Annotated in this window: 2 protein-coding genes; both read left to right on the top strand. The window is 74.2% G+C overall.

Annotation, left to right across the window (positions count from 1 at the left end; genetic code table 11):
• Positions 1-146: 146 nt before the first annotated feature.
• Positions 147-812: a response regulator transcription factor gene (locus tag HMPREF3105_RS00630; RefSeq protein ID WP_070708531.1), complete on the top strand. Its 666-nt coding sequence runs from the start codon at positions 147-149 to the stop codon at positions 810-812.
• Positions 809-2,000: sensor histidine kinase (locus HMPREF3105_RS00625; protein ID WP_070708530.1), on the top strand; the 1,192-nt coding region annotated here is incomplete at its 3' end. The genes HMPREF3105_RS00630 and HMPREF3105_RS00625, both read left to right, overlap by 4 nt.

The raw sequence follows: 2,000 nt of genomic DNA, 5'->3' as shown, positions 1-2,000 counted from the left end.
ACGGGGTTGTGGGTTCTGCCCACGGAGGCGCCGGGACTGCGGTGGCCGGCCGGGCGCGGGAGCCGGCCCGGTCCGCCCCGAGGCGGGGGCCGACGTCGACCTTCGGTGGACGCGCGGCGGCCTGTGCGCCTCCTAGGCTGGACGCCATGATCCGAGTAGTCGTGGCCGACGACCAGGCGTTGATGCGCACCGCCCTCGAGCACTTCGTGGCCCAGGCCGAGGACCTCGAGGTGGTCGGCTCCGCCGAGGACGGGGTCCAGGCCCTCGAGGCGGCCCGCACGCTGGCCCCCGACGTCGTGCTGATGGACATGCAGATGCCCCGCATGGACGGCGTCGAGGCCACCGCGCGCATCTCCGCCGAGGCCCCGGGCGTGCGCGTCCTGGCGATCACCACCTTCTCCTCCGAGCAGTACCTCGTGCCCGCCCTGCGCGCCGGCGCCGCAGGCTACCTCGTGAAGGACGCACCGCCGGCCGAGGTCGTGGACGCCATCCGCCGCGTCCACGCCGGGGACGCCGTGTTCTCCGCCCGCGTGGCCGCGGACCTGGTGGAGGCCGTCACCGCGGCCCCCGAGCACGCCGACCCCTGCCCGGCCGAGCCCCTCGCCCCGCACGAGCACCTCACCGAGCGCGAGCTGGACGTGGTCCGCGAGCTCGCCAAGGGCGCCTCCAACGCGGAGATCGCCGGCGCCCTGTTCCTCGCGGAGGCCACGGTGAAGTCCCACATCGGCAAGGTCCTGGACAAGTGGCAGGTCCGTGACCGCGTGCAGATCCTCATCCGCGCCGCCCGCGCGGGCCTCGTGGACATCGGATGAGCATCGCGGCGCCCGCCCCGGCTCGGACGACGACGGCGACGTCGCGCCCGCCCGCCGAGTCTCCCCTGGACTCCCGCCTGCCCGCGATCCTGCGCACGGAACCCGTCTCCCGGCACATGCGGATCGTCCTCTACGTGATCGTCGGGCTCATGGTGCTGGGGGAGATCCTCACCCTGGTGCTGGGGCCCACGGTGGCCGCCGGGCTGAGCGCTGACCCCGAACTCGCGGGCATCCTCGAGGAGGACGGCGGGCTGACGGGTGAGGGGCGGGAGCCGCTCCTGCGCTGGGTCCTGTTCCTGGCGAGCGTGCTGGTCACGCTGCTGTTCGGGTGGCAGCCCACCCTCGCGGCGGTGTTCGTGCTGCTCGGGAGCACGTTCGGTCTGGTGGGCCTCGTGGAGGCGGACCACGCGCACCTCACCCCGCAGGCGTTCAGTGGCGGGGTCGTCCTGGGCGCGGCCATGGTGACGCGGTACTCGCACCGGGTGTTCGTCTGGTTCGCCCTGGGCGCCCTCATCCTGCTCACCGTCGCGGGCGAGGTCCTCACCGACGGCACGTGGGCGGACGAGGACAGCCTCAAGGGCGTCATGGTCATCACGCTCATCGTCGCGCTGTGCGTGGCGGTGCCGGCCTTCATGATCCGCCGATCCCGGCATCGGGCCCGGGACCGCGAGGCGGCCCTGCGCCGGGCCGAGGAGGCCGCCGCCTGCGCCGCGGAGGCGGAGCGGCAGCGGATCGCGGCGGAGCTGCACGACGTCGTCGCGCACGGGCTCACCGTGATCTCGATGCAGGCCGCCATGCTGCCCACCCAGAGGGACCCGGACAAACGGGCCGCCGCGGAGAAGGCCATCGAGGAGGCCGCCCGGCAGTCCCTCGTGGACCTGCGCCGCATGCTCACCGCGCTGCGCGGCTCCTCCCGCAACGCGCAGACGGCGGAGGGGGACGCCGTCGTGGACCTGCCGGCCCGCCTCGACGAGTTCGAGGCCCAGCTGCACGCGGCCGGGTTCGCGGTCGAGCGCTCGCTGACCGAGCTGGACGAGCTGCCGCGCTCCCTGGAGCTGACCGTGCTGCGTGTGGTGCAGGAGTCGGTGACGAACATCCTCAAGCACGCCCCGCGCCGCGGCACGGTGCGCCTGACCTCGCAGCTCGAGGGCGCGGACCGCCTCGTGCTGTGCATCGCCAGCCCCATGG

Source organism: Micrococcus sp. HMSC31B01 (genome assembly GCF_001816085.1).
Classification (GTDB): domain Bacteria; phylum Actinomycetota; class Actinomycetes; order Actinomycetales; family Micrococcaceae; genus Micrococcus; species Micrococcus luteus.
The sequence above is the reverse complement of the archived record's forward strand: the minus strand, read 5'-3'. Positions and strand labels throughout refer to the sequence as shown.